This is a genomic window from Mesorhizobium sp. M1004 (assembly GCF_040318795.1).
Lineage (GTDB): Bacteria > Pseudomonadota > Alphaproteobacteria > Rhizobiales > Rhizobiaceae > Mesorhizobium.
In genome coordinates this window covers 318,925-338,905 of the sequence record NZ_JAMYNB010000006.1, presented here as the reverse complement: position 1 = coordinate 338,905, position 19,981 = coordinate 318,925, and the positions used below count along the sequence as shown (strand labels likewise).

Genomic DNA, 19,981 nt, shown 5'->3' with positions numbered 1-19,981 from the left:
GCAACCTGCCACAGCATAAAGTGAAAGGCCAGTCACCGCCAGACCATGGCAGGCGATTTCTTTCGGCGTCGACCGACCGCAGGGTGCAAGTAGCACGCGCTTCACGAGCAGGTATGTGACAAGTCTCACAGTTCGCTGTTTGGGGAATGCCTGGTGCCGGCGGCTGCGCGCCTATTCCTTGAAGAGCAGTTCCTTGTCGTTCGAATATTTCACCAGCAACGGAATGCTGGCGCCGCCGATAACGGGGCCGAGATGGCCAAACGTCCCCTCGATGACGGAGAACGGCTCGGGGCGATCGACAAGGATCCGTGCCAGCTTTCTGCGCATGGCCTTGGCGATCTCCTTGCGCACGCCATTCGGTATGGCGCCGTCGATCACCACATTGTCGATGTCGAGCAAGGCAACGGCACTGCGGGCGGCATAGGCAAGCCCGTCCGAAACCTCATCGATCCACGCGGTGAGCGGCTCTCCAAGGTCGCCCCAGTCGTCGGGCGACGACCAGATGCGGCCGGCGCCCTCGTCCCCATTGTCCTGGTCGTTGAGCTTGCCGGCCAGCGAATGCAGCGAAGCGACGCGCAGCAACGGGGTCATCCGGTCGCCCTTGCGCCCCGGCGCGGGCACCGGCATGTCGCCCAGCGCCCCGGCCAGCTTGTTGCGGCCGGGGAACAAGTGATGATCGAGCACCAGGCCGCCGCCAATGAAGTGCCCGACATAGGCATAGAGAAAGTCGGCGCGCGATCCGCCGGCGCCAAACATCAGTTCGGCCGCGGCCGACACCGTGGCGTCGTTGTAGAGGAACACCGGCCAGTCGAACGCCCGGTCCAGTTCGGCGCGAATGTCGATTTCCCTCCAGGCATCCAGCCTGCTCGCCGGCACCGCGCCCTCTTCGCTCAGGTTCCACTGATGGAATGGCGAGGCGATGCCAAGACCCGCGATGCGGTCTTTTTCTATCGATCTGTGCTTGCGGCACATGCGCGCGATGGCGCCCTTGGCGAATTTCATCACCTCGACGGGCGTCGGATAGTCGAACAGCGTGCGTTCGAACGCGATCACGTCGCCGACGAAATTGACCAGCGCGACATCGGCGCTGCGATGATCGACCTTGAGGCCGAAGGCATAGGCGGCTTTCGGGTTCAACGCAAAGGGAACCGAGGGTTGCCCCAGCCGTCCGCGCAAAGGCTCCAGGCGCAGCAGCAGCTTGTTGTCGGCGGCGCGGTTGACGATGGTGGTGATAGTTTGCGCGGCCAGCCCGGTCAGCCGCGTCAAATCGGTCTTTGCCAGCTGGCCGTGCCGGCGGATCAGCGAGACGATCAGGCGTTCGTTGTAGACGCGGCTCTCGGCCTGCGTGGTTCCGCCGCTGCGGCCTTCGGCGATCTTTTCGAGACTGAAGAAGCTGGTGCCGGTCACGCTTTCCCCTGCGCAAGGAGTTTGGCCGCAAGGCGAGCCGATCAAAGCGCTGACGTAGCAATGCGGGCCTGGCAAGGCAACACTTAAATCCACCCGATGGAAAAATGTAGTTGACGCCAGCCGGCCTGCTGTCGTTCAAAGTATGTAAGCCTGGAGGAGCAATGCCGTGACGCAGACCCGGACCATCATGTGCTTTGGCGATTCCAATACCTATGGCGCCATTCCCACCCTGGCCCGCGTCGGACGGCACCGCTTCACGCCCGACCGCCGCTGGCCGGGCATCATGCGCCGCCAGCTCGGCAACGGATGGGATGTGATCGAAGAAGGGCAGGGCGGGCGCACCACCGTGCACGACGATCCGATCGAAGGTCTCCACAAGAACGGGCTCAAATCGCTCCCGGTGTGCCTGGAAACGCATATGCCGCTCGACCTCGTCATCCTGATGCTCGGCACCAACGATCTCAAGCATAGGTTCTCGGTAACGCCGATTGACGTCGCTGATTCCATTGAGATTTTGGCCAGAATTGTCCTGCGCAGCGAAGCTGGCCCCGCGGGCGTGGCGCCCGCGGTCCTGATTGTTGCGCCGCCGCCGATGCTGGAGGTCGACTGGTTCGGCCAGATGTTCCTGGGCGGCGCCGCAAAGTCGATGCACTTTGCCGGCCTGTTCCGCGATGCCGCCCGGCGCGCCGGCGCCGCCTTCTTCAACGCCGGCGACGTCGTCGAATCGAGCGCGGTAGACGGCATTCACCTCGACAGCGACGCGCATCGCGTGCTCGGCACGGAATTGGCCAAAGCCGTCCAGTCGCTGATCGCCAAGGCGTGATCGAGTGAGCGAGCCACCCGACTATCTCTGATTAATTAATTCCACTGGAAAAACTTTTGACTTGCAAGCGGGAAGGTGGGTATCTGGGGAGACTGGGAAGAGTAGCGACCGCGAGGCTTACGAAGCGCGGCAACAATCAACGACAGGGAGGAAGTAAAATGCGATCTGACAGGAACATGATGCTGGCGACGCTGCTCGGCGTTGCCGCTGTGCTCGCGGGCGGTACCGTCCTGGCAAGCGCGCAGGACGGCCCGGCCGGGCTCACCAAGCCGGCGGTATTTGCGCCGTTCGATCCGAAGGCGCCGGCCTGCAGCCCACCGCCCGGCCTGAACAAGGTGCTGGCCTTCGCGCAGGATAACGAGCGTGAATTCATGCAGGGCGTCGACCGCGGCCTGGCCGCCGCCGCCAAGGATCGCGGGCTGGGATATCGCCGCGCGCTTGCCAACAATGACGCCGCCAAGGGGGTCGAGCAGGTGCAATTGTTTCTCGCCTCCAAGATCGGCGGTCTGGTGGCGGCGCCTGTGGACCCGGCCTCCATGAGCCGCAGCCTGCAGGAGCTTATCTGGTCGGGCGCCTATGTCGGCACCATCGTGCCGCCGCCAGCCACGTCGCTGCTCAATGCGCCGCAATACGAGACCGGCAAGGTGCTGGCCGAAGCGGCCGCAGCCTACATAAAGGACAAGCTCGGCGGCAAGGCCAATGTCGTCATCCTGTCCCATGACAGCATGGAATTCCTGGCGCCGCGCTTTGCCGCCATGCGCGACATCTTCAAGGCCATGCCTGATGTCACCATCGTCGCCGACATCTCACCCAATCCCGTCAACAAGGAAGGCGGCTTTGCCACGATGAGCACCATTCTCCAGGCCCATCCCGACGTCGATGTCGTGCTCGGCGCCGACACGGTCGTGCTCGGCGCGCTGGCTGCCCTGGAAGCGGCGGGCAAGGCGCGGCCGGACCAGTTCCTTGGCGGCATCGACGGCGAACCGGAGGCAGTCGCCGCGATCAAGAAAGGCGGCGGTCCCTACAAGGCAAGCATCAGCCTGGCGTCGCCGGTCTTCGCTTATGCCATGGGCCAGCACGCGGCCGACTGGCTGGAGGGCAAGAGCATCCCGCAGGCGATGGATATCCTGCCCGTGGCGCTGACCAGCGACTACATGGCCCAGTACGAGGCCGATGTCGCCGACCCGGCCGCGGTCTACAAGGACCCGAAGCGCCGCGATATCTATCTCAGGATGTACGGCAACATCTGCTACGATACGCGCGACCAGTATGTGAATTTCCCCTGGTCATCCGAGGCAAAGTAGCGCCTGTTTTTCCCGCGCGATACGGGCGGTTCAGCCTGACCTGAAACCGCCCGCTTCAGTGAGAGGCAAGCATGAGCACAGACAGCCTTCGAACGGGGACGACACCGCTGCAAACGGGCCGGTTTTCATCCTTGCTGCCGGGCGTCAAGGCGCCGGGCGAAGCGTCTGGCCGCATCGGGCTGGCGCTGGTCGCGCTGGGCTTGATCATCGCCTTCTCGCTGTTGAACAAATCGTTCTTCAGCCTCGACAATTTCGTCGTCATCGGCGTCAACTCGACCTCGATCCTGATCGCCGTGCTCGGCACCTCCGCGCTGCTGATCGCCGGCTATGTCGACCTCTCCATCGGCAGCATGGTCGCCTTGATCGGCATCATCACTGCCAAGGTTGCGGTGGCGACGCAGAGCGCGCCGCTGGCAATCTGCGTCGGCCTGGGTCTCGGCCTTTTGCTCGGTCTGCTCAACGGTCTGCTGGTGCGCAGGCTGAGCATCTCGCCGTTGATCGTCACGCTGGCGATGCTGGCGCTCTATGGCGGCCTTGCCTTCGTCGTCTCCAGCACCGCGGTCTATGGTTTTCCCGAGGCTCTGCTCGAATTGGGGCGGGGCAAGATCTTCGGCATCCAGTACACCGTGATCATCGCCGCATCTGTCTTTGTCATCGGAGCCTTTATCTTGACCAGCACGGTCACCGGCTTGAGGCTCTACGCCATAGGCGGCGACCCGCGCGCAGCCGAACTCTGCGGCATTCCGGTGGGGCGCACGGTGGTTGGCCTCTACGCCGCCAATGGCTTGCTGATCGGCCTGGTCTCGGTTCTGATCGCCGGTCGTCTCGGCAGCATCACGCCGACCATCGGCGTTCGCTTCGAGCTCGACGTGCTCACCGCCGCGATCCTTGGCGGCGTCGCTTTTTCCGGCGGCTCCGGCCGGCCGCTCGGCATCGCCATCGGCGTTGCCACCATCGGCATCCTCAATGCAGGACTGATCTTCGTCGGCCTGCAATCATGGTGGCAATCCATTTCGGTGGGAAGCATGCTGTTGCTGGCGTTGGTGGCCGACCAGGCTGCGATCGGTTTTCGCGGCCGGCGCGCTCGGGCCGCCGCGACCAACTTCACGGTGGCGGACAATGGTGCCGTCGCCTCGGCCGGCCCTGCCGTGACGGAGGGCAATGGAGAGGCCCCGCAAGGTCCGGCATTCTCGATTGCCGGCGCCCGCAAATCCTACGGCGCGCTGACGGCATTGGAAGAGGCGAGTTTCACGGTCGGCAAAGGCGAGATCGTCTGTCTGCTCGGCGACAATGGCGCCGGCAAGTCGACGCTGGTGAAGATTATTTCGGGCGCCATCCAGCCCGATGCCGGCGCGATGACCCTCGAGGGCCAGCCGATTTCCTTCAGGAGCCCGCAGGATGCACGCGGCGCCGGCCTGGAGACCGTCTATCAGGATTTGGCGCTCTGCCCGAACCTCAGCGTCGCCCACAATATGATCCTCGGGCGTGAGGAAACGCGGCGTTGGCTCGGTGTCTTCCCGGTTCGCGACGACCGAAAGGCCGCCGAGCAGTGTCGTGCCCGGCTTGCCGCGCTGGGCGTCACGCTTCGCGACGAAAACGTTCTGGTGCGCTCGCTGTCGGGCGGCCAGCGGCAGTCCATCGCCATTGCCCGCGCGCTTGCCGATCACGTCAAGCTGATCTGCCTCGACGAGCCTACCGCCGCGCTCGGCGTCAAGCAGACCGCGCAGGTCGTCAAGCTGATCCGTTCGATCGCCGCCAGCGGCACCGGCGTCATCCTGGTCACGCACGACCTGTCGACGGTCAGGGCGCTGGCCGACAGGATCGTCGTGCTCAGCCTCGGCAGGGTGGCTTACGACGGCTCGGCCAAACAGCTGACCGCCGATCAGCTCTGGGGCCTGATGGCAAGCGGGACGCTGGCGCCCGCCGCTGGGTAGGAATGCCGATCGCAGGATCTAAAGCTCGAGGCAGACCTTGCCGAAATGCCTTTGCGCTTCGTAGTGCCTGAAGGCGGCGGCGATATCCTGCAGTGGAAAGCTGCTGTCGATGACAGGCTTCAGGCGGTTGACCTCTATCGCACGGATCATGTCCTGCTGGTCGGCTTTGCTGCCGATGGAAATTCCGCTGATGCGGATCTGGTTTGAAAACAGCGCCGGGATTGAAACTTCTGCTGCAAAGCCGGTCAGGACGCCGATGAGTGCGATATGCCCGCCTGTCCGGCAGGCCGCTATCGACTGCGCCAGCGTCGCCGGTCCGCCGACCTCGATCACATGATCGACGCCGCGTCCGTCCGTCAGTTCCCTGGCCCTGCCGCCCCACTGCGGCACCGCCTTGTAGTTGATGACGCTGTCGGCCCCGAGTCGTCTGAGCTTCTCCAGCTTCCCTTCATCGGACGAGGTGGCGATGACCCTTGCGCCGGCGGCCTTGGCAAATTGCAGCGCAAACAATGACACGCTGCCGGTGCCAAGGATCAGCACCGTGTCGCCGGGCTTTACCTTGCCGCATGTCACCAGCCCGCGCCAGGCGGTGACGCCCGTGCAGGTCAGCGTTGCCGCCTCGAGATGCGTATAGCCCGCCGGCGCCCTGGTGAATGCGTGCGCCGGCATGCACACATACTCGCTGGCGAAGCCGTCGAAACTGTCTCCGGGAATGTCGCGGCTTGTATCGGATCTCATGTCGCCGGCCAGCCACCAGGGGTAGAAAACACTGACGACGCTGTCGCCCGGCTTGAACGTGTCGACGCCGTCACCGATCGCGATCACCTCGCCGGCGCCATCCGACAGCGGCACGCGGCCTTCGGCGAGCGGCACCTTGCCTTGTACGGCGAAATCGTCGCGCATGTTCAGCGCGCAGGCGCGAATCCTGACCAGCATTTCTCCCGGCCCAGGCCGGGGCTGATCCACCTCGACCAGGTCGAGCTTGTCCAACCCGCCCGGCGCTCTCAGCCTGACCAGCTTCATAGTCTCTCTCCGACGTAAAGAGCGTTAGCATGGCGGCGGCGGTCCAGCCTATCGCCGGACCGGCCGGCCGGAAATCACGCGCAGCCAAGGCGCCAGATGGACGGCGCTCATCAAGAGATACATCAGCGGCATGCCGGTGAGCGGGGAGGCATCGGCCCCCAGGCACGACATGACGCCGTCGCCAGCGTGAATGCAGGTGAGCAGCGCCATCACGGCGAAAACAGGGGCCGCGGCGAGGCATAGCCACTCGGCGGTGCGGAGAGAAACTGCATCGGAGCATTGAGGGACCTCACTGCCGGTGCCTGTGCCGATATCGCTCATGGTCATAATCCCTTGATGATCAATGCCCGGGTTTCCTGTCCCGTGAGGGACAGGAAACCAAGCTGGATGGGCGCCGCTCCAGGTCCTTACTTGCCGTCCTTGTTGCGGAACGCGGCTTCGCCGGCCGCCGACACTTCCTCCCACGTCTTGTCGGGTGCGGCGTCGTAATTGTCGTGCCAGTTCCACCAGCTGTAGAGCTCGGTCTGCGGATAGCCTTCGGGCGAATCCTCCCAGATTTCCTGGCGGCCGAGCGGCGTTGCGTCGAGGTAGCTCCAGACCGTGCCCATCTGCTCGTCGCCGCGGTTGTTGATGAAGTAGGTGCGATAGACTTTCTTGCCGTCCTGGATGAACACGTTGTGGCCGTGCCATTCGTCGACGCCGAAATCCTTGTCGAAACTGTCGGTGATTGTGTACCAGGGCATCTCCCAACCCATCCGCTGCTTCAAGCTGGCAATGTCGGCCTGCGGCGCGCGGGAGGCATAGGCAAGCGTGGTGTTGCGGGCGTTCAGATGGGCGAGATGGCCGACCTGGTCGGCGCCGAGCGAACAGCCGCGGCAGGCATGTTCGGGCCAGCCGTGGACGCCGGGTTCGTAGAAGGCGCGGTAGACGATCAACTGCCGCCGGCCCTCGAACAAATCGAGCAGGCTCGCTTTGCCGTTGGGACCCTCAAACACATAAGCCTTGTCTACTTCCATCCATGGCATGCGCCGGCGCTCGGCCGACAGCGCGTCCCTGGCGCGCATCGTTGCCTTTTCCTTCACCAGCATCTTTTCGCGCTCGGCTTCCCATTCTTGCCTTGAAACGACCGGTGGGGTCTTCATTGCCACGTGCTTGGTCATTGCTTGTTTCCTTTGCCAGTTGTTGAGCCGTTGTGGCTTGTCGTTGCCTGTTGATCGTGAGGCAGGCTAGGGCCGCGAGGCGGCGAGGGCGGAGTTACAAATGTGACGGCATTTGCAGGCGGGCCACCGCAGCAGGGGTGGCGAGGCCGCACGGTGGGCTCGAAGTCCTCGGAAGCAGGCATGGTCGGTTTTTCCTTATTGAGAAGCTTAACACGACTGTCTGAGATGCTCAGGCTAGCGAATGCGAATATTGCCGTCAACGCAGGCCTGGGCGTCTTCAACCAGTCCAGATGGCTAGGTCGCCGTCCGCGGCTTGCTGCTTGGCGGTGGTGACTTAAGTTAGGGCCGATAAGGGGAGCGGTGGGAGTTACAAATGTGACGGGATTTGCATGGACTCGCTGATCACCGCGGCAGGGCTGGCGCTGGCGGCGGGCAATCCGCTGGCGGCACTCGACCGCGTCGCCTTGCGCGAGGATGCCCCGGCGCTGGCGTTGCGCGGCATTGCCATGGCGCAGCTCGGCGATTTCGATCGCGCCAAAGTACTGTTGCGTAGGGCCGGCCGTGCCTTCGGTCCAAAGGAGGCGGTGGCGCGCGCCAGGTGCGTTGTCGCCGAAGCCGAGATCGCACTTGTTTCGCGTGATCTCGGCTGGCCGTCCAAGGCGCTCGACGCGGCGCGGTCGACATTGGAAAAGCATGGCGACCGGCTGAACGCGGCGCATGCCGGGCATCTCAAAGTGCGCCGCCTGCTGCTGATCGGCCGCCTCGACGAGGCTGAAGACGTGCTGGCTGGGCTCGATCCGTCGCCGCTTCCGCCGGCCTCACGCGCCGCGCATGAACTCGCGGTTGCCGGCATCGCCATGCGGCGCCTGAAGACGAAGGCCGCGCGCGCAGCCCTTGAGTGGGCGCGCCATGCCGCCCGCCGGGCCGGCATTCCGGGTCTCATGGCGGAGGTCGACAGCGCCTTCCTGGCGCTGGAGACGCCGGCGGCGCGGCTGATCGCAGGCGGCGAGGAGCATCCGCTGTTGCTCGAAGAGGTCGAGGCGCTGCAGGCGTCGCGCGCGCTGGTCGTCGATACGTTCCGCTATATCGTGCACAAGCAGGAAACAACGATCTCGCTGGCAACGCGGCCGGTGCTGTTTGCGCTGGCGCGCGCGCTTGCCGAAGCCTGGCCGGCGGATGTGCCGAGGGCGACGCTGATTGCCCGCGCCTTTGGCGGCCGGCATGCCGATGAATCGCATCGCGCCAGGCTGCGGGTCGAGATCGGCCGGCTGCGCGCCGAATTGCGGCCGCTGGCGGGCATCGGCGCGACCAGCCAGGGCTTTGCGCTAAAGCCGCGCGAAGCAGGCTCCGTGGCGGTGCTGGCGCGGCCGATCGAGGAGCGGCACGCCGCGGTGCTGGCCTTCCTGGCCGATGGTGAATCCTGGGCCAGCTCGGCGTTGGCGCTGGCGCTGGGCGCCGGACAGCGCAGCGTACAGCGGGCGCTCGAGCAGTTGGCCGAGACCGGCAAAGTGCAGTCCTTCGGCCACGGCCGGGCGCGGCGCTGGATGACGCCCCCGGTCGCTGGTTTCACGACCACCTTGTTACTCCCGTCGCCGCTGCCGAACGGCTAGGAAAGGTGACCATGATCGAGGACCAGGACATGAAACATTCAGCAGCGGAAATCCTGCGCGAATACGGGCCCTTTCCTGATGTCGACACCGTGCACGGCGTGAGCTTCGACGGACAGAATGTCTGGTTTGCGACGGGCGAGCGGCTGACCGCCTTCGATCCGGCAAGCGGCGAGACGCTGCGCTCGATCGATGTCGCGGCACATGCCGGCACCGCCTATGACGGCCGGCATCTGTTCCAGCTCGCCGGGGACCGCATCCAGAAGATCGACCCCGATACCGGCAAGGTGCTCTCCACCATCCCGGCGCCCGGCGGCGGCCGCGATTCCGGCATGACCTGGGCCGAGGGCACGCTCTGGGTGGGGCAGAACCGGGAGCGCAAGATCCACCAGATCGATCCCGAGACCGGGAAAATCCTGCGCACCATCGACTCAAACCGCTTCGTCACCGGAGTCACCTGGGTCGATGGCGAGCTCTGGCACGGCACCTGGGAAGGCGACCAGAGCGATGTCCGGCGCGTCGATCCGCAAACTGGCAAGGTGCTGGAACGGCTCGACATGCCGGCGGGGGCGGGCGTTTCCGGGCTCGAATCCGACGGCGGCGACCGCTTCTTTTGCGGCAGCGGCCCCGGCGGCATGGTGCGATCGGTGCGTCGGCCGAAGTAAGGCCGTCAAGTATTGGGCCGGCAGCGTATTTCCTACGGTCATCCCGCCGAGATCATATCCCGGAGCCGTCGAGCAGCGGGACGTCTTCGCCTTGCCACGGACTTGGCATTGAAGCCCGGCTCAGATTGGCCGTCGGCAGCGGCATCCAGCATTTCAACTCCGGTTCGGGGTATTCGATCACCCGTCCTGGCGACGAATCGGAAGAGCGCCAGCCCTCCGTGCCGAACTGGTCGGCGCGCGACCAGTAAGCGAGGTCGACCTCGGCCGGCCCCTGCTCCGATGGCCTGACCGTGACCAGGATGCGGCTGCCGTCCTTGGGCGCGCTCGCCATGTGCCGCCAGCGATCGGGTTCGTCCATTCTCATGTCCTCCTGCACGTTGCAGGGATAGTCGCCGCGCTCTTGGCAGCGGTCAACCCGAACTTTGCCCAAGCACGAGATCTGTTTAGTACTCCCGCGCCGTCGGCCGAAACTGGATCTGGTTCATGTCGACCTCGTCGGGCTGGCTCACGGCGAACGCCCACATGGCGAAAGAATCCGGGTGCCGGGCCGCAACAGGAAAATCGAAGCCGGCATGTGAACGGGCTCACATGCCGCCACTGCAAGGAACGCTATGGGACGTCCGGCCATGACAGGGGTTTCGGATGACACTTGCTGATCTGTCTTTTTATCTCTTCACTATTTTCAATGGCTTGCGCGTGGTGTCCTACCTGCCGCAGATCGTGCGGGTGGCCCGGGACAGGCACGGGGCGTCGGCGATTTCCTACGCGACCTGGCTGTTGTGGACAGGCGCCAACGCCACGACGGGACTCTACGCCCACATCAATCTGAACGATCCCGCTCTGGCGGCGATCAACTGGCTGAACGCCGTATGCTGCGTGCTGGTCATCGCGCTCACCGCCTACAAGCGCCATCGCGCACGGCTTCCAGTTGAGGAAGCCGCAAGCCGGTCGGAAGCGACCGCTCTGATGGTCGACAATGTCTGCTGAAGATCACCGCGGCAGATTGCGCTTTTCGAGGCCGCTCTCAGACATGCACGGTGCCATGCGAAAGCTCGCCATCGTCGCTTGAGATGAGGAAAGCGGCTGCGAGCAGGCCGACATAGAACAGCCCGACCATGCACGCGACATAGATGCCTGGAACCGGGCCGAGCTGCGCCACGCGCGCGGCGTCGAGAAATGACGCGCCCAAGCCTATCGGCGACCCTTCGCGCTGCAGACTGGGCGTCGTGATCTTCAGCACCCACGCCAGCATCAGGATCGTGTACATGAAAATGTAGTTGCGGCGCAGCCGGCGCACCAACGCCGCGCGTTGCGAGATCAGGAAGCGCGGCGAACGCAGGCCTTCGCCGACGATGGCCAGCCAGTTGGAGGCGTAGTCGGGCTGCGGCGAGAAGATCTGCGCGAAATAATAGCGCTCGAACTGGCGCACCCTGGCCCGGTAGACGTCGAAGAAACGATAGCGCCGCGCCTCGATCCATAGCAGCAGCGTGGTCAGCAGCATGGCAAAGAGCAGCACCCCGTGATGGGCGCTGGGCGTCGAGAGTGAGACTGAGAGCATGGCGGCGACGACAGTAATCGCCCAGTTGCTGGTACGGTCCAGCCGGTCGCGCCAGCCGGCCATGCGGGCGATTTCGGCGCGGTGGAAATGCGACATGGTGGCCACGAATTCCGATGAGGTGAGCTTCAGCGCGAACGCATCAGACGCCCGCGGCGCTGCAGCCGCTTCGTCGGTTTTCACGGTCTTGACCTGGGACATCCCTTGCCATGCGCCTCCCAACGCCATGGCCGGCCGAAACGACGCCGGTCATCCCCATCTGCGCAACGCGCAATCGGTTGAAAATGTTCCGTCGCCGGCCCGGGTCTCGGCGGTTTATCCGCAGTCAGATAGGCCTGTTATGCGATTCAGGTAATGAGTAACCTGCGGCGCGCCAAGGGAGCGTGGCGTGCAACCGATCTCGCCCGCAAACGTTATACCGGGCACGATGAGGGGGTGCATGTCCTTCGTGGTCAACCGGCGCCGGCCGGTCGCGCTTGCCGCGGCAGCTTTCGCATTCATCCCGGCCGCATCGTTGGCAGCCGAAAAGACCGGCATGTCCAGCGAGGGCATTTTCGTTCTCGAAATCCTCCTTCTGCTTCTCGTCGGCCGCGGCATCGGCGAATTGCTGGAGCGTCTCGGCCAGCCGGCGGTGATGGGTCAGCTCATCGGCGGCATCCTGCTCGGGCCATCGCTGCTCGGCTGGCTATTGCCGGAAGCAGAACGCGTGATCTTTTCAGGCGACGCCACCCAAAAGAGCATGATCAGCGCCATCGCCCAGCTCGGCGTGTTGATGCTTCTGTTGCTCACCGGGATGGAGACGGATCTGCGGCTGGTGCGCAGGGTCGGCCGTGCGTGCTTTTCCATCTCCGCCGCGGGCGTCGCCGTGCCTTTCGCGCTCGGCTTCACCGCCGCACAGTTCATGCCGGCCTCGCTGCTGGCCGACGGAACCGAGCGCATTATCGCCGGTCTCTTCCTCGGCACGGCGCTGTCGATCTCCTCGGTCAAGATCGTCGCCATGGTGGTGCGCGAGATGAACTTCATGCGCCGCGATCTCGGTCAGATCATCGTCTCGTCGGCCATCATCGAGGACACGATCGGCTGGGTGATCATCGCCATCACCATCGGCATCGCCACCAAGGGGCGCATCGAGCTCGGCAGCCTTGCCTTCACCATTGTCGGCGTCGCCGCCTTCATGGGGTTTTCCTTCACGATTGGCCGCCGCATCGTCTTCGACGCCATCCGCTGGACCAACGATACGTTCCGCAGCGAATACGCCGTCGTCACCGTCATTCTCGCCATCATGGGCGCAATGGCGCTGATCACCGATCTGATCGGCGTCCACACCGTGCTCGGCGCCTTCGTCGCCGGCATACTGGTTGGGGAATCGCCGATCCTGTCGCGTCATATCGAAGGGCAATTGCGCGGCGTCATCATGGCGCTGTTCATGCCGGTTTTCTTCGGCGTCGCCGGCCTTTCGGCGGATCTCACCGTGCTTGTTGACCACGAGCTTGCGCTACTCACGGCCGCTTTGGTGCTGATCGCCAGCTTCGGCAAATTCGCCGGCGCCTTCATCGGCGCCGAGCTTGCCGGCTTGAGCCGCAAGGAAGGCATCGCCGTCGGTTGCGGCATGAACGCGCGCGGCTCGACCGAAGTCATCGTCGCCTCTATTGGCCTGTCGATCGGCGTTCTGTCGCACAATCTTTTCACCATGATCGTGACCATGGCCGTCATCACCACGCTCGCCATGCCGCCGACCTTGCGTTGGGCACTCGGCCGCTTGCCGATGGGCGAGACCGAGAAGAAGCGTCTGGAGCGCGAGGAGATCGACCAACGCGGCTTCATCGCCAATCTGGAACGACTGCTGGTGGTGACCGATGAGGGCGTTGTCGGCCGCTTTGCTGCTTACCTCGCAGGAGTCGTGGGCGCCGGCAGGCCGACGACGGTGCTGCATGCCCGAGGCGAGGGGGAGGAGGCCGAGCCCGGCACGGATGCGAAGCTCGAGCCGATCGAAAAGGGTGCCGAGGACAGCCGCGAGGCCGCCAGGAGTTCGGACGAGGAGCTGGCCCGCGCGGCGCCTGTCACGCGGCGCCACGAGGCCGAGCTTTCGGCCGAAACGGTTGCCAAGGAGGCGCGCAAAGGCTATGGGCTGCTGCTGATCGGGCTCGGCCGCGCGGTCACGTCGAAAGGTGGGTTTGCCCGCCGCATCAACGAGATCGCCGGCGCCTTCGAGGGCCCGCTATGCCTGGTGCTGAAGGCGACCGGCGCCGGCCGCCAGATGCCAAGGCTAGGACCTGAAGGCGGGAAGATTCTGGTTCCGGTCAACGGCACCGCGATCGCCCGCCGGGGTGCAGAAATGGCGCTGGCGATTGCAGCGGTCACGGGTGCGCGGGTCAAGATACTTTATGTCGCGCGCGTCGGCCGCGACGAACCGCGCGACACTGTCTCGCATCGCCGCAGGGAGGCGGTGCTGAAGGATACCGTCGCACTAGCCGACCGCTATGGCGTCGAGATCGAGACGGCCATCCGCAGCCGGGCCGCCGCCGCCGATGCCATTGCCCGCCAGGCCGGCAGGGGGGCGGCGCTGATCGTCATGGGCGTGGCGCGGCGCCCTGGCGAGGAACTCTTCTTCGGCGAGACGACTACCGGCGTGCTGCAGCGCTGCCAATGCCCGGTGGTGCTGATCTCGGACGCCAGGCTCAGCCGCGACGACGAGGGCAGGGAAGAGCTGCGCTCGGGAACGGGGACAGGGTGATGAGTATTTCCCCTCGAGGGGAAATTTCGCTCATGCCGCCTGCAGCCTCTCTCGGCCGGGCTGCGGCGGGAAGGCGATGGCGATGCCGGCAGCACCGAGGCCGATCAGCGCCGAGCCGATGAACAGCCAGGAATAGCTGGCATAGGCGTCGAAGATCATGCCGCCGGCGAGCGGGCCGAACGACATGCCGAGGCTGGACAACAGGGTCGCGGCGCCAAGCATCGTGCCGATGATGCGTGGCCCGAAATAGTCGCGCGCCAGAACCGCATAGAGCGGCATGACGCCGCCATAGGTGGCGCCGAAGATGATCGCCAGGAGATAGAACTGCTCGAGATTGCCGACGGCGAGATAGGCGGCGATCACCACCGCCTGGATGGCGAGGCCCACGATCAGCACCGGCTTGGCGCCCAACCTGTCGCCGAGCACGCCGTAGAGCACGCGCCCGCCAAGGCCGGCAAGGCCCTCGACGCTGTAGATCGACACGGCTGCCATCGGCGCCACGCCGCACGACATGGCATAGCTCACCATGTGGAAGATCGGCCCCGAATGCGCTGCGCAGCAGGCGAAGAAGGTCATGCCCAGCACCAGGAATTGCGGCGAGCGCAGCGCCTGGCCGACTGACATGCCGGGGGCCGCGGCAGGCGCGGGCGCGCTGCCATCCGCTGCCGCGACCGCCGTCGACGGCTGGCGCACCAGGAAGACGGCCGGCAGCAACAGCACCCAGGCCATGATGCCGATATCGAACATGGCGGTACGCCAGTCGTAGGCGGTGATCAGCCAGCGCGCGAAGGGTGAAATGGTCATCGGCGCCACGCCCATGCCGGCCGAGACCAGCGACACGGCCAGGCTGCGATGGGTCTCGAACCAGGCGGTGGTCAGCGCGATCATCGGCGCGAAGAAGGCGCTGGCCGCCAGCCCGACGATGACGCCATAGCTCAGCTGGAAGACTAGCAGCGATTGGGCTCGGCTCGCCACCACCAGCGACAGGCCGAGCAGCACCGCGCCGGCAAAAACCACCGGGCGGGCGCCGACACGGTCATAGATGGCGCCCCAGGCGAAACCGCCTGCACCCATCACCAAGAAATTCAGCGTCATGGCGCTGGAAATGCCGGTTCGCGACCAGTTGGTGTCGAGCGCCATCGGCTCGAGGAAGATCGCCAGCGAAAACATCGCGCCGAGCGCCACACAGGTCATCAGCGCGCCGCACGCGACGATCACCCAACGGTAGGAATTGTTCATGCTCTTCTCCCGAGATCGGTTTCGATGCGGCGCCACTCGCTCCAGCTCCGTTGCGCCGCTTGCGTCCGAAGGACGTTGGCGGGATTTCGAATCCGACAATCCGGTCGCATTTTTTATCCGGTCTGCGTGGAAGTCCATCCGGATATGACAAAAGCAGGGTGTAAGGCTGCCAAGCGCGCCGACAAGATAGACTGCCGAATTGACGAGCCGCTCCGCGGCACTAGCTTTGTGGTCTCGCGACGGGAGATATCGCTCATGGAACTGCATCGCGGCCGCCTCATCGACCACGTCCAGCTGGTGGTCAGGGACCTCGCGGCGAGCCGGCGCTTCTATGAAGCCGTCTTCAAGATGCTCGGCATTCCGATCGGCGGCGAGGCCGAGGACTATTTCTGGGCCGACGAGCTGTTCATCTCAAGCCTCGACAGCCGGGCGGCGAGGGGACAACTGACCGGGCGCCATCATCTGGCCTTCCAGGCCAGGGATAACGCCATGGTCGATGCCTTCTACAGGGCCGGCCTCGATGCCGGCGGGGCCGACAATGGCGCGCCGGGTGAGCGGCCCTACCACCCCGGCTATTACGCCGCCTTCCTGCTCGACCCCGACGGCAACAACATCGAGGCGGTGTTTCACGGGCCGGCAAAGCGAAGTGCCGCTTCGGTCGAGATCAATTTCTAGCGCAGGTTCACGAGGAGCGGGTTGCGGTGATCCGTCCGGAGTTCTCGTAAAAACAAAGAGTTGAAGCGGTCCACGGATTCAATCGCTGAACTGCTTCACATTGGCGGCGCGTAGCGGTTCACCACCATTCCGCAGGCATAGGCTTTAGAGCCGAGCAGGCGCAATTTCCGGAAGCCGCCACGGTCGAAAATCCGCTCGCCGTCGCCCAGCGCGGCCGGATTGATGAACAGCTGGAACTCATCGACCAGTCCCGCTGCAATCAGCGCCGAGGCAAAGCCGGCGCCGCCGAACACCGCCATGTCGCCTTCACCTTCAGCTTTCAGCGCCTTGACCTCGCGCGGCAGGTCGCCGCTGGCAAGCGTCGTGCGCTCCCACCGCGATGCCGCGAGCTTGTCGCTCAGCACCACCTTGCGCGCCTCGACGATGCGCTGCGCAAAGGCGTAGAAGGGATCGCGCGGATAGTTTTTTGCCGCATTGCCCCAATGGGTTAGATAGCCTTCTTCGGCCATCTTGCGGCTGAGCAGAATGGTGTCGATGCCGGCGAACACCGCGTTGAAATCCTGCTTCAAGTCGTCGTCCCACGGGCAGTTGGCGCCCCATTCCCAGAGCTGCCAGTGCTCATCGCCGGCCGCGCCGACAAAACCGTCGACCGATATCTGTATCTGCAGGATCAGTTTTCTCATCGTCGTTCTCCTGAGCTCTGGTGTCACCAGCGCCAGGTCAGGCGGCGTTGGTTATTGCTTTACTTTCGGAACCATTGACATGAGTGAAAAATGATGTCAATAGTAAAGTGATTTAAAAATGGAAGCATTTAAATGTCGACCAGGGAAAGATCCGGCTGTCCCATCAGCCTATCGCTCGAATTGCTCGGTGACCGCTGGACGCTGCTGATCATCCGCGACATGATTTTCGCCGGAAAAAGGCACTTCCGGGAGTTTCTGCTATCAGGCGAAGGCATCTCGTCGCGCACCCTGGCCGAGCGGCTGCAGACCTTGCAGGATGAGGGCATCGTCACCAGAAGCGACGACCCCACGCACAAGCTCAAGGCGATCTACAAGCTGACGGAGGCGGGCATCGACCTGTTGCCGGTGCTGGCGACGCTCGGCGCCTGGGGCAGCAAATACCGCAACGCCGATGACAAGCTGGCAAGGATCGCCGATGAACTGGCGAGGGGCGGCGAGGCAGCGCTCGAGCAGATAAAGAAGAAGCTGCGCGCCGAGCATGTCGGCTAGGGAGGAACGCCTCCCTTCGCGCTGGTGGCGGGCTAGATCGACACGACGTCGCGCAGCCTCACCCTTCCCATCCCGCAAATCGCTGTGGCCGGAGCCATGTCTGCTTCGGATTGCCATCGCCCGAACCACGGCCTCTTCCAGCCAGCGCGCGGTGGCGGGGGCGGCATGCATGCCGATTGGGCCATGCGCCATGCACGTAGAGCTCTTCGGTCGCGGTGCGGCCGGCGACAGGCAGCCCGTCCGACAGCATGGGGCGATTGCCGGGATAGACATTCGTCACCGGGGGTGAGCCGAGACCGGACAGGATGCGCAGCGTGCGCGCCGCGATGCGAAGGCGTCTCGGCGCTAGCGCGCCGATCCACCTTCTCCAACAAGGGGAGAAGGTGAGGCGCGCCTTGTCCCGCCTGCGCTTCTACGCGTAGCCTAAGGAGCTAGCGGGAGGAGAATCGCTTGGACACCACTGTCGTTATTGTCGGCGCCGGGCCCGCCGGCCTTGCGGTCGGTGCCTGCCTGAAGCGGGCAGGAGTGGATTTCATCCTGCTCGAAAAATCGCAGGAGATCGCGCCCGCCTGGCGGCGGCACTATCGGCGGCTGCATCTGCATACGGTCAAGTCGTTCTCGTCGCTGCCGTTCCTGCCCTTTCCCAAAAACTATCCGCGCTACGTGCCGCGCGAAATGGTGGTCCGCTATCTCGACGACTACGCGGAAAAATTCGATCTGCGCCCGCGCTTCGGTGTGACGGTGAAAGCCATTCGCCTCGGGGACGGCGGTTTTCTGGTCGAGACAGGATCGGACAACCTCAAGGCGCGCCATGTCGTTATCGCCAGCGGTAACAATGCCGAGCCGATCATCCCCCGGCTCCCTGCCATCGAGGCTTTCAAGGGCGAGGTGCTGCACAGCGCCGACTATACGCAAGCGGCGCCTTTTGCCGGCCGCTCGGTGCTGATCGTCGGCATGGGCAACACCGGCGCCGAGATCGCGCTCGACTTGGCGGAAAGTGGCGCGCGTCCGACCATTTCGGTGCGCAAGGGCGTCCACATCGTGCCGCGCCAGCTGTTTGGCGTGCCGATCCAGATGGTCGGCATCGCCAGCCGGCCAATGCCGCAGGCGCTGAACGACTGGATGTTTCCGATCATCCTCGATTTCGCGCTGGGCAAGCTCGAGAAATACGGCATCGTCAGGCCGAAGCAGGGCATCCTGCAACAGATCGACGAAGTCGGCCGCATCCCGGTCATCGACGTCGGCACGGTCGACGCCATCACCAAAGGCGCCATCAAGATCGCGCCCGACATAGCGGGCTTCACCGAGCGCAGCGCTGCGTTCACCGACGGCAGTCAGGAAAATTTCGACGCCGTCATCCTCGCCACCGGCTATCGCCCGGGCTACGAAAAGTTTCTGCCCGTGGAATTGCAGCCGGAGCGCAGTGGCGTCAACGCCCGCGCCTCGCAACTCGGCCTCTACCTCGTCGGCTTCTACAATCCGGTCACCGGTCTGCTCAGGGAAATTGGACGCGAGGCGAAGGCAGTGGCGGCCGACATTGCTCGGCGAGGCTGAAGGGGCGGCGTCGGCCAAGCTGCGGATCTCCCGCCTTGCGGGGAGATCGGCTATCCATCACAGCCGCGCCGCATCGCCCTCATCCAGCAGCCATTGCCGCACGGCTTGCGTCGGTTCTGGGTGCCGTTGCTTGCGCGGCATCACGACATAGAAATCGTGCGTCCCCCGCATCTCCGCGTTGATCGGCTGCACCAGCCGGCCGGCGGCAATGTCGGCGGATACGAGAAACCGGCTGGCCAGCGCGATGCCCTGGCCGGCAATGGCGGCGTCGATCGCGAGGCCTGTCTGGTTGAAGCGCATGCGTTTGGCCTCGGTGGCCATCCTCAGGCCGAGTACTCTCTCCATGAATTCCGGCCACAGATTGTGCGAGTCGTGCAGCAGGACGTGATGCTGGATATCGGCCGCCGCGATCTCGTTCGCGCCGGTCGGCAGCAGGGCAGGGCTGCAGATGGCGATGATCTGCTGTGGAAACAAAAGATCCACCATCAGGCCGGCGCCGGAGGGCAGGCGGCCTTGCCTGACCGCAATGTCGACGCCATCGGCCTGAAAACTCGACAGGCTTTGGCTGGCCAGGATGCGCAAATCGACGAGCGGGTTGTGGGCGACGAACTCCGGCAGTTTGGGGATCAGCCATTTGGTGGCAAAGCTCGGCGTGACGCTGATCGTCAGCCGCGCCGGCTCGGGCCGCAACAGCAGCGTTGCCTTGGAGATCAGCTCGAAGGCGCGGCGAATGTTCGGCGCATAGGCACGTCCCTCATCGGTCAGCGCCAGGCCGCGCGGCAGCCGGTCGAACAGCTTTGCGCCGAGATCCGCCTCCAGCCCGCGTATATGCTGCGCCACCGCCCCTTGCGTCACGTTCAGCTCCTGCGCGGCGATGCGGAAGTTGAGATGACGCGCGGCGGCTTCGAAGGCACGCAGCGCATTCAACGGCGGCAGGCTCAGGAAGGCTTCGGGCATGCAGGAGTTTTTCTACAGCTTGATTTCAGGCTTTCTGGTTCGAACCAGATGGCAAGACCGGCTATATCATCCTTTGAAGTCGCGAGACACACGCCGCAAAACCCCAAGGAGA

General features: G+C 64.6%; 19 protein-coding genes. 10 read left to right on the top strand and 9 right to left on the bottom strand.

What is annotated here, in order from left to right; genetic code table 11:
- Nucleotides 1-171: 171 nt before the first annotated feature.
- Nucleotides 172-1,407, bottom strand: a complete 1,236-nt coding sequence (locus tag NKH54_RS15595; RefSeq protein WP_353028517.1) for an ROK family protein — start codon at nt 1,405-1,407, stop codon at nt 172-174.
- A gap of 166 nt (nt 1,408-1,573) precedes the next feature.
- On the opposite strand from NKH54_RS15595, the gene NKH54_RS15590 reads away from it, so the two are divergent.
- From NKH54_RS15590 to NKH54_RS15580, 3 genes are all read left to right on the top strand, one after another.
- Complete coding sequence (locus NKH54_RS15590; protein WP_353028516.1) at nt 1,574-2,230, top strand: SGNH/GDSL hydrolase family protein; 657 nt, start codon at nt 1,574-1,576, stop codon at nt 2,228-2,230.
- Nucleotides 2,231-2,388: 158 nt separating this feature from the next.
- The gene (locus NKH54_RS15585) at nt 2,389-3,534 is read left to right on the top strand and encodes a sugar ABC transporter substrate-binding protein (RefSeq protein WP_353028515.1); all 1,146 of its coding nucleotides are present in this window, start codon (nt 2,389-2,391) and stop codon (nt 3,532-3,534) included.
- A 71-nt stretch (nt 3,535-3,605) separates the two neighbouring features.
- Nucleotides 3,606-5,468, top strand: a complete 1,863-nt coding sequence (locus NKH54_RS15580; RefSeq protein WP_081726142.1) for an ATP-binding cassette domain-containing protein — start codon at nt 3,606-3,608, stop codon at nt 5,466-5,468.
- A gap of 18 nt (nt 5,469-5,486) precedes the next feature.
- Here the strand turns inward: NKH54_RS15580 and NKH54_RS15575 are convergent, their stop codons facing one another.
- The 3 genes from NKH54_RS15575 to NKH54_RS15565 form a co-directional block, all read right to left on the bottom strand.
- Complete coding sequence (locus tag NKH54_RS15575) at nt 5,487-6,491, bottom strand: zinc-dependent alcohol dehydrogenase family protein (RefSeq protein ID WP_023672529.1); 1,005 nt, start codon at nt 6,489-6,491, stop codon at nt 5,487-5,489.
- Between the two features lie 48 nt (nt 6,492-6,539).
- Nucleotides 6,540-6,812 carry a hypothetical protein gene (locus tag NKH54_RS15570; protein ID WP_353028514.1) on the bottom strand — a complete coding sequence of 91 codons (273 nt, stop codon included), beginning with the start codon at nt 6,810-6,812 and terminating at the stop codon, nt 6,540-6,542.
- Between the two features lie 86 nt (nt 6,813-6,898).
- On the bottom strand, nt 6,899-7,651 hold the full coding sequence (locus tag NKH54_RS15565) for a DUF899 domain-containing protein (protein ID WP_023695474.1): 753 nt from the start codon (nt 7,649-7,651) through the stop codon (nt 6,899-6,901).
- A 389-nt stretch (nt 7,652-8,040) separates the two neighbouring features.
- Here NKH54_RS15565 and NKH54_RS15560 point away from each other — a divergent pair, with 389 nt between their 5' ends.
- Nucleotides 8,041-9,261 carry a hypothetical protein gene (locus NKH54_RS15560; RefSeq protein ID WP_023685490.1) on the top strand — a complete coding sequence of 407 codons (1,221 nt, stop codon included), beginning with the start codon at nt 8,041-8,043 and terminating at the stop codon, nt 9,259-9,261.
- Between the two features lie 29 nt (nt 9,262-9,290).
- Nucleotides 9,291-9,923, top strand: a complete 633-nt coding sequence (locus NKH54_RS15555; RefSeq protein ID WP_023742416.1) for a Vgb family protein — start codon at nt 9,291-9,293, stop codon at nt 9,921-9,923.
- A gap of 52 nt (nt 9,924-9,975) precedes the next feature.
- Here the strand turns inward: NKH54_RS15555 and NKH54_RS15550 are convergent, their stop codons facing one another.
- A complete protein-coding gene (locus NKH54_RS15550) occupies nt 9,976-10,281 on the bottom strand; it encodes a hypothetical protein (protein WP_023689804.1) in 306 nt (101 codons plus the stop codon).
- Nucleotides 10,282-10,565: 284 nt separating this feature from the next.
- Between NKH54_RS15550 and NKH54_RS15545 the strand changes: the two genes are divergently transcribed.
- The gene (locus tag NKH54_RS15545; RefSeq protein ID WP_023673886.1) at nt 10,566-10,910 is read left to right on the top strand and encodes a PQ-loop domain-containing transporter; all 345 of its coding nucleotides are present in this window, start codon (nt 10,566-10,568) and stop codon (nt 10,908-10,910) included.
- Between the two features lie 37 nt (nt 10,911-10,947).
- On the opposite strand, the gene NKH54_RS15540 is transcribed toward NKH54_RS15545, so the two are convergent.
- Complete coding sequence (locus NKH54_RS15540) at nt 10,948-11,679, bottom strand: DUF2270 domain-containing protein (protein ID WP_023747823.1); 732 nt, start codon at nt 11,677-11,679, stop codon at nt 10,948-10,950.
- 238 nt (nt 11,680-11,917) lie between these two features.
- On the opposite strand from NKH54_RS15540, the gene NKH54_RS15535 reads away from it, so the two are divergent.
- Nucleotides 11,918-14,212, top strand: coding sequence for a cation:proton antiporter domain-containing protein (locus tag NKH54_RS15535; protein ID WP_353028513.1), 2,295 nt, complete (start codon nt 11,918-11,920; stop codon nt 14,210-14,212).
- A gap of 30 nt (nt 14,213-14,242) precedes the next feature.
- Here NKH54_RS15535 and NKH54_RS15530 read toward each other — a convergent pair whose 3' ends face one another.
- Nucleotides 14,243-15,451 carry an MFS transporter gene (locus NKH54_RS15530; RefSeq protein WP_353028512.1) on the bottom strand — a complete coding sequence of 403 codons (1,209 nt, stop codon included), beginning with the start codon at nt 15,449-15,451 and terminating at the stop codon, nt 14,243-14,245.
- Nucleotides 15,452-15,697: 246 nt separating this feature from the next.
- Between NKH54_RS15530 and NKH54_RS15525 the strand changes: the two genes are divergently transcribed.
- Nucleotides 15,698-16,126, top strand: a complete 429-nt coding sequence (locus NKH54_RS15525) for a VOC family protein (protein WP_155923302.1) — start codon at nt 15,698-15,700, stop codon at nt 16,124-16,126.
- A gap of 95 nt (nt 16,127-16,221) precedes the next feature.
- Here NKH54_RS15525 and NKH54_RS15520 read toward each other — a convergent pair whose 3' ends face one another.
- On the bottom strand, nt 16,222-16,809 hold the full coding sequence (locus tag NKH54_RS15520) for a dihydrofolate reductase family protein (RefSeq protein WP_353028511.1): 588 nt from the start codon (nt 16,807-16,809) through the stop codon (nt 16,222-16,224).
- Between the two features lie 132 nt (nt 16,810-16,941).
- Here NKH54_RS15520 and NKH54_RS15515 point away from each other — a divergent pair, with 132 nt between their 5' ends.
- Both NKH54_RS15515 and NKH54_RS15510 read left to right on the top strand, forming a co-directional pair.
- Nucleotides 16,942-17,358 carry a winged helix-turn-helix transcriptional regulator gene (locus tag NKH54_RS15515; RefSeq protein WP_023703095.1) on the top strand — a complete coding sequence of 139 codons (417 nt, stop codon included), beginning with the start codon at nt 16,942-16,944 and terminating at the stop codon, nt 17,356-17,358.
- 450 nt (nt 17,359-17,808) lie between these two features.
- Nucleotides 17,809-18,912, top strand: a complete 1,104-nt coding sequence (locus NKH54_RS15510; RefSeq protein WP_023699144.1) for a flavin-containing monooxygenase — start codon at nt 17,809-17,811, stop codon at nt 18,910-18,912.
- Between the two features lie 57 nt (nt 18,913-18,969).
- Here NKH54_RS15510 and gcvA read toward each other — a convergent pair whose 3' ends face one another.
- A complete protein-coding gene (gene gcvA / locus NKH54_RS15505; protein WP_353028510.1) occupies nt 18,970-19,869 on the bottom strand; it encodes a transcriptional regulator GcvA in 900 nt (299 codons plus the stop codon).
- Nucleotides 19,870-19,981 lie beyond the last annotated feature (112 nt).

Bases quoted from the DNA above. Each gene is read 5' to 3' on its own strand.
- NKH54_RS15585 (WP_353028515.1), top strand. From the start codon at position 2,389: ATGCGATCTGACAGGAACATGATGCTGGCGACGCTGCTCGGCGTTGCC.
- NKH54_RS15580 (WP_081726142.1), top strand. From the start codon at position 3,606: ATGAGCACAGACAGCCTTCGAACGGGGACGACACCGCTGCAAACGGGC.
- NKH54_RS15575 (WP_023672529.1), bottom strand. From the start codon at position 6,491: ATGAAGCTGGTCAGGCTGAGAGCGCCGGGCGGGTTGGACAAGCTCGAC.
- NKH54_RS15570 (WP_353028514.1), bottom strand. From the start codon at position 6,812: ATGAGCGATATCGGCACAGGCACCGGCAGTGAGGTCCCTCAATGCTCC.
- NKH54_RS15565 (WP_023695474.1), bottom strand. From the start codon at position 7,651: ATGACCAAGCACGTGGCAATGAAGACCCCACCGGTCGTTTCAAGGCAA.
- NKH54_RS15560 (WP_023685490.1), top strand. From the start codon at position 8,041: ATGGACTCGCTGATCACCGCGGCAGGGCTGGCGCTGGCGGCGGGCAAT.
- NKH54_RS15555 (WP_023742416.1), top strand. From the start codon at position 9,291: ATGAAACATTCAGCAGCGGAAATCCTGCGCGAATACGGGCCCTTTCCT.
- NKH54_RS15550 (WP_023689804.1), bottom strand. From the start codon at position 10,281: ATGGACGAACCCGATCGCTGGCGGCACATGGCGAGCGCGCCCAAGGAC.
- NKH54_RS15545 (WP_023673886.1), top strand. From the start codon at position 10,566: ATGACACTTGCTGATCTGTCTTTTTATCTCTTCACTATTTTCAATGGC.
- NKH54_RS15540 (WP_023747823.1), bottom strand. From the start codon at position 11,679: ATGTCCCAGGTCAAGACCGTGAAAACCGACGAAGCGGCTGCAGCGCCG.
- NKH54_RS15535 (WP_353028513.1), top strand. From the start codon at position 11,918: ATGTCCTTCGTGGTCAACCGGCGCCGGCCGGTCGCGCTTGCCGCGGCA.
- NKH54_RS15530 (WP_353028512.1), bottom strand. From the start codon at position 15,451: ATGAACAATTCCTACCGTTGGGTGATCGTCGCGTGCGGCGCGCTGATG.
- NKH54_RS15520 (WP_353028511.1), bottom strand. From the start codon at position 16,809: ATGAGAAAACTGATCCTGCAGATACAGATATCGGTCGACGGTTTTGTC.
- NKH54_RS15515 (WP_023703095.1), top strand. From the start codon at position 16,942: ATGTCGACCAGGGAAAGATCCGGCTGTCCCATCAGCCTATCGCTCGAA.
- gcvA (WP_353028510.1), bottom strand. From the start codon at position 19,869: ATGCCCGAAGCCTTCCTGAGCCTGCCGCCGTTGAATGCGCTGCGTGCC.